This window comes from Methylobacterium sp. UNC300MFChir4.1, assembly GCF_900110155.1.
GTDB lineage: Bacteria > Pseudomonadota > Alphaproteobacteria > Rhizobiales > Beijerinckiaceae > Methylobacterium.
In genome coordinates this window covers 75,211-81,234 of the sequence record NZ_FOCS01000025.1, presented here as the reverse complement: position 1 = coordinate 81,234, position 6,024 = coordinate 75,211, and the positions used below count along the sequence as shown (strand labels likewise).

At 69.7% G+C, this 6,024-nt stretch carries 4 protein-coding genes and 1 tRNA gene; 3 read left to right on the top strand and 2 right to left on the bottom strand.

The window, feature by feature from the left end; all coding sequences use genetic code 11:
• A partial coding sequence (locus BMY19_RS25245) for a transketolase C-terminal domain-containing protein (RefSeq protein WP_280141645.1) occupies positions 1-823 on the top strand: 823 nt, incomplete at its 5' end.
• A 260-nt stretch (positions 824-1,083) separates the two neighbouring features.
• Here BMY19_RS25245 and BMY19_RS25240 read toward each other — a convergent pair.
• A complete protein-coding gene (locus BMY19_RS25240; RefSeq protein WP_091928132.1) occupies positions 1,084-2,175 on the bottom strand; it encodes a tartrate dehydrogenase in 1,092 nt (363 codons plus the stop codon).
• Positions 2,176-2,278: 103 nt separating this feature from the next.
• Positions 2,279-4,210 (bottom strand): chloride channel protein, encoded by a 1,932-nt coding sequence (locus tag BMY19_RS25235; RefSeq protein ID WP_244535013.1) that lies wholly within the window; start codon positions 4,208-4,210, stop codon positions 2,279-2,281.
• A 221-nt stretch (positions 4,211-4,431) separates the two neighbouring features.
• On the opposite strand from BMY19_RS25235, the gene BMY19_RS25230 reads away from it, so the two are divergent.
• Together BMY19_RS25230 and BMY19_RS25225 are read left to right on the top strand one after the other, a co-directional pair.
• Positions 4,432-4,508 (top strand) — tRNA-His (locus BMY19_RS25230).
• Positions 4,509-4,822: 314 nt separating this feature from the next.
• Complete coding sequence (locus BMY19_RS25225) at positions 4,823-6,022, top strand: hypothetical protein (RefSeq protein ID WP_139215696.1); 1,200 nt, start codon at positions 4,823-4,825, stop codon at positions 6,020-6,022.
• The last annotated feature ends 2 nt before the right edge of the window (positions 6,023-6,024 follow it).

The window sequence follows — 6,024 nt, the reverse complement described above, 5'->3', positions numbered from 1 at the left end:
CGGTCTGGCGACCGAGGGCTACCGGCCGTTCGTGGCGATCTACTCGACGTTCCTGCAGCGGGCCTACGACCAGGTGGTGCACGACGTGGCGCTGCAGAACCTGCCCGTGCGGTTCTGCCTGGACCGGGCGGGGCTGGTCGGCGCCGACGGGGCGACGCACGCGGGCGCGTTCGACCTCGCCTACCTGTGCTGCCTGCCGAACATGACCGTGATGGCGGCGGCCGACGAGGCCGAGCTGGTGCACATGGTGGCGACCGCCCACGCGCACGACACGGGCCCGATCGCGCTGCGCTACCCGCGGGGCGAGGGTGTGGGCGTCGAGCTTCCGGAGCGGGGCGAGGCGCTGGCGATCGGCAAGGGGCGGGTTGTGCGCCGGGACGCGGAGGCGCGTGTGGCGCTGCTGTCGCTCGGCACGCGCCTGTCGGAGGCCTTGAAGGCGGCCGACACGCTGGCCGAGCAGGGCGTGGCGGTGACGGTGGCGGACGCGCGGTTCGCCAAGCCGCTGGACGAGGCGCTGATCCTGGAGCTCGCGCGCGACCACGAGGTGCTGATCACGATCGAGGAGGGCTCGCGGGGCGGATTCGGCGCGATGGTGCTGCACCTGCTGGCGGAGCGGGGCGCTCTGGACGCGGGGGGCGTGCGGGTGCGGACGATGACGCTGCCGGACGCCTACCAGGACCACGACAGCCCGGAGAAGATGTACGCCGAGGCGGGCCTCGACGCCACGACCATCGTCAAGACCGCCCTCGACACCCTGCCGGCGGAGACCGGCAAGGCCGAGCCGGCGAGCAACGTGGTGAGCGTGCGCCGCCGCCCCCGCTGACGCCACGGAGAACGGGGCCTCCCGCGCTCGTTCCGTTCGCTGTCGATGTGTTCGGACCTCCGCTCGTGATGACGGAGAGGGCATCTCAACGACAGCCTTGAGACGGAAACGGAATCCCACCTCATCCTGATGGGCGGAGCGCAGCGTAGCCCTCGAAGGAGCCCTCCAGCGGTCTCACGATCCCTGGAGGGCTCCTTCGAGGCCCGCTGACGCGGGCACCTCAGGATGAGGGCCTGGAAGGGAGGCTCGGGGTGATTGCCCTACCCCAGCGCCTGCTCCACCGCCTTGCCGCAGGCCTGCGTGTCGGCGTTGCCGCCGAGGTCGCGGGTGCGCAGCGTCCGCTCGGACAGCACCCGCTCGATCCCGCCGACGATCTCGGCCGCCGCCGCGTGCTCGCCGAGATGCTCCAGCATCATCGCCCCCGACCAGATCTGGCCGATCGGGTTGGCGATCCCCTGGCCGGCGATGTCCGGCGCCGAGCCGTGGACCGGCTCGAACACCGACGGGTGCACCCGTTCCGGGTTGATGTTGCCCGACGGCGCGATGCCGATCGTGCCCGTGCAGGCGGGCCCGAGATCCGACAGGATGTCGCCGAACAGGTTGGAGGCCACCACCACGTCGAACCGGTCCGGGTTCAGGACGAAATGCGCGGTCAGGATGTCGATGTGGTACTGGTCCCACCGGACGTCCGGGTAGGCCTCGGCCACCGCCTTCACCCGCTCGTCCCAGTACGGCATGGTGATCGAGATGCCGTTCGACTTCGTGGCCGAGGTCAGGTGCTTCTTCGGGCGCTTCTGAGCCAGTTCGAACGCGAACCTGAGGATCCGGTCCGTCCCGTGCCGGGTCATGATCGTCTCCTGCAGGGCGAACTCCCGGTCGGTGCCGGCGAACATCCGGCCGCCCGCGTTCGAGTATTCGCCCTCGGTGTTCTCCCGGACCACCCAGAAGTCGATGTCGCCGGGCTTGCGGTCGGCGAGCGGGCACTTCACCCCCGGCATCAGCCGCACCGGGCGCAGGTTCGCGTACTGGTCGAATTCCCGCCGGAACAGGATCAGCGAGCCCCAGAGCGAGATGTGGTCGGGCACGCGCTCGGGCATGCCGACGGCACCGAAATAGATCGCGTCGTGGGTCTCGATCCGCGCCTTCCAGTCCTCCGGCATCATCCGGCCGTGCTGCTCGTAATAGTCGCAGCTGGCGAAATCGAACCAGTCGAGCTGGAGGCCGAAGCCGTGCCGCTTGGCCGCCTGCTCCAGCACGCGCACGCCCTCCGGCACCACCTCCTTGCCGATGCCGTCGCCGGGGATCACCGCGATGCGGTAGCGACGCTGCTGGCTGTTCTCTGGGGCGGCCATGAATCCTCCAAGCGTTTCGAGGGGCGGGCCTCTGCGGGGCCCGGGTCGTCGGCGTCAGGTGATTGGTCCGCGCCGGGATCGGGTCAACACCCCGACCTGACAATCAGTCGGTTTCGCCCGCCATCGCCCGGCGCTGGCGGTCGAGCTCCTCGCTGTAGCGCTTGAGCGTGTGGCTCTCGGTGAGCAGGCCCAGCACCTTCCGGCTCTCGGCGCTCTCGACGACCGCGAGCGCCTCGCTCTCGGTCCGGTCGAAGGCGGCCGCGGCGTCCTTGGCGTTCATCCCCGGCGTCAGGAAATCGTCCGCGTGCAGGAGCAGGTCGGCGAGGACCGGCTGCGCGTGGGCGCCGGAATCCCGGGCGGCCGCGTGCGTCTCGGGCACGTTCAGGATGCCGGCGTAGCGCCCAGCCCCGTCCACGGCGATCACCCGGGAGGGCGAGCCGAGGGGATGGGCGCGCAGGAAGGTGGGCAGCGGCGTGTCCAGGGCCACGGTGCCGGGATTGCGGCGCATCAGCCGGCCGACGGTGAGCGAGCGGATCCAGCCGACGTCGTGGGGGCTTCGGATGCTCTCGCCGCGCAGGTGGAAGCGCCACGTGGCGAAGGAGTAGCCGAAGGTCTTGCGCACGGTGAGCGAGGACGCGATCACCGCCGCCAGCACGACGCCGGTGATCGGCAGGCTGCCGGTGACCTCCAGGGCCAGGAACGTCATGGTGAGCGGGCCGCCGATGACCGCCACCGCCAGGGCGCTCATGCCGATCACCGCGTAGGCGAGCGGCGTCAGGCCGAAATCCGCCAGCGGCGGCACCAGCACGGGGGCGAGGGCAGCGAACAGCTTGCCAGCGATGGCCCCGAGGAACAGCGACGCGAAGAACAGGCCGCCGCGGAAGCCCGAGCCGATCGAGATCGCCGAGGCCGTGGCCTTGGCGGCGAACAGCCCGGCCAGGACCGCGATGCCGTGCCCCTGCCCCTCGGCGGCGAAGTGCATGTGCAGGGCGCCGTGGCCGCCCGAGAGCACCTGCGGCGTCGCGAGCAGCGCCAGCGCGCCGACGCACAGCCCCCCGAAGGCGGGCGCCGCCACCCGCGGCACGCCGGAGGCCTGGACGAGGCGCTCGACCAGCGTGACCCCGCGCATGATCAGGATCCCGAGGCCCGCGCAGAACAGCCCGAGGGCGAGGCTCGGCAGGATCTCGAGGCTGGTGACGTGCGAGGTCGTGACCGCCTGCATGTCGCCGAGATCGACGAGCGGCTGCGCCTCGATCAGGGCGCGCGAGATCAGGTTGCCGCACAGCGCCGCGACGACCACGGGCGTCAGCGTGGCGATCGAGTAGGTGCCGATGATCAACTCGAAGGCGTAGAACGCGCCGGCGAGCGGTGCCCCGAAGCCGGCCGCGATCGCCCCGGCCGCGCCGCAGCCGACCAGGGTGCGCAGGTCGCTGCGCCGCACTTCGAAGGCGATGCCCAGGCGCGAGGCGAGGCCTGAGGCGATCTGTGTGTAGCCGGCTTCCAAACCCACCGAGGCGCCGGACCCGTTCGAGATGACGTTCTGGAGCGCGAGGTAGAGGCTGTCGCGCAGGGACATGCGGCCGCCGTGCAGGGCGTTGGCCTCGATCGGGTCGATGGCCGGGCGCTTGCGCGGGCCGCGGACGTAGTTGGCGGCGACGATCAGCAGGCCGAGGACGGCGCCGCCGAGGCACGGGCCCACGAGCAGGAGCGCCGGCGGCACGGCGTCGACCGCGCTGAGGCGCGCGCCCGCGGGCAGCTGGTAGAGATGCTCGCGCAGGGTCTGGGTGATCCAGGTCATGGCGGACACCGCCACGCCGGCGACGCAGCCCACCAGGGTCGCGAGGGCGACGAGGCCGCCCTCGCTCCGTCGGACGAGGCTGCGGAGCCGCCCGGGGGCCTGGACGAGCCCGATCCCGGTCCAGCGCCGACGGGGCCTCCGCGCCGGCCTGACGGGCCGCCGGGCCGGGACGTCGGCCGATCCGTCGCCGGGCGCCCTGCCCCCGCCGGCGGCGCCCGATGGCTGTCGCGCGCTCACGGTCCGCCCCCTCGCCTCCGGTCCGCCCGATCGGCGGGGCCGACGCGTCGGCCCCGCCGCCGCAGTTACAGCCGGGGCCGAGCCCGTTGCAAACGGGCGGTGCTGCGGGAGCGCGGCCGGCCCCGGCGCGGGGGGCTCGGACGGCGCTGTCCACGAAGTCCAAATCCCGTGCACGCATCGCCTTGAAAACTGCCGCGGCCCACGATACACCCCGCGCCAGTGCCGCCGTAGCTCAGTTGGTTAGAGCACCAGATTGTGGATCTGGGGGTCCCCCGTTCGAGCCGGGGCGGTGGTACCATCAAATTTTTGATGATGGCTCAAGGGGTTGGCTTAGCGCCAGCCCCTTTTCCGTTGTCTAGTTTGCTTCCTGGAAACTGCAGCCAGGAAGCGAATAGGAAGCAAATGTGCAGCCTTTGTCGCACATGCAGCGACGCGAAAAAGCGGATGTCGAGCTGCCATCCGCCGCGACGCATGCGTTGAGCACGCATTGGGTCGCTCCCACATCTAACCACAGCCCTCTACAAGACCGAGGCCCTCGATCGCTTGCCTTTGGAAGCGATATGCCCTGAAGCAATCTGCCACGGCAGCCTCTTGCCTGCTTCTGGGTCTCGAATGATCCTCGGCCTTCGGCAGTACCGGGTTCAGCCTTCAGATCGCGAGCCGCTCGTCAGGTTCATGGTCGAAGGCCTTCGTGACGCAGGCTGCCGCATCATCTTCGCGTCGCCGCCGGATAGGGCTCCCTTCGTCATCACGTTCGAGACCCCCGCTGGCGAGCGTATGGGTGTTGTCGCCTACGCCTTCCTCGCCACTAGGACCCCCACCAAGAACCGGCCACCTGACGAGCGGAGCTTTCAGATCAAGTATGGCCCGAAGCTGCGGGATGAGGACGGCTCACCCGTCCTGCACCGGCTATGGCAAGATCCGCTCGGGCTCTACACGACGCTTCTCATCGGCATCGATCCTGTGCGCGGCTACTTCGTCTCGCTCGACCCCGAGATGCACAACCCGACGAAGTTTTACATACGCATCGAGTTCAAGGACCATCACGCTGAGGCGATCCTAGAAGGGGGGTGGCATGCCTGGGAGCGGGAGCACAGAGGACCGTTTGCTGAGCCAACCGAGGTGCTCGTGGGTGGCCGGCGCAGCAAGCTCTTGGATTTGATCCGCTTCGAGCGAGGCGCATATGGTGTCTCGCAAGGCGATCGGGGGTTGCTGGCAGAGCGTCCAGAACTGGTGCACGAAGTCACCACTGAGCCGGAGGGGCCGGTAGCCGTCGCCGACGTGACCACCCTCCACCCGCTGGCCGCGGAGCTAGAGCTTTCACCTGAGCGGATCCTGGAACTGATCGCGAGCGCCCGCCGCCTTAAGATGGCGGTGCGCGGATGGGTGGCAGAGGAAAAGCTACGCGAGGTCCTGGCCGCAACACCGGGCGTGTCAGATTGCGTGCGCCTCGATGAGGAGGGCGGCCCGGACCTTCGCCTGCGCTGGCGAGGCGGTGCGCCGATCACCGTCGAATGCAAGAACGTGCTCCGCAAGCGGAGCGCCGCTGGCCTACCGAAGATCGACTTTCAGAGAACGCGCGCCTCGAAAGGAGACCCTTGCTCACGCTACTACGCCCCAGATGACTTCGACGTGGTGGCCGGTTGCCTTCACGCTGTGGAGGAGCGATGGACCTTTCGCTACGTGCTTCCAAGCAGGCTTGCCGAGCACGCACGCTGCCCAGGTAAGATCGGTAACAATGTGTTGGTAGATCCGGCGCTGTGGATCGATGATCCCGGCCCTGTGTTCGAGGCCGTCCGCTCCGGGGTATGAGA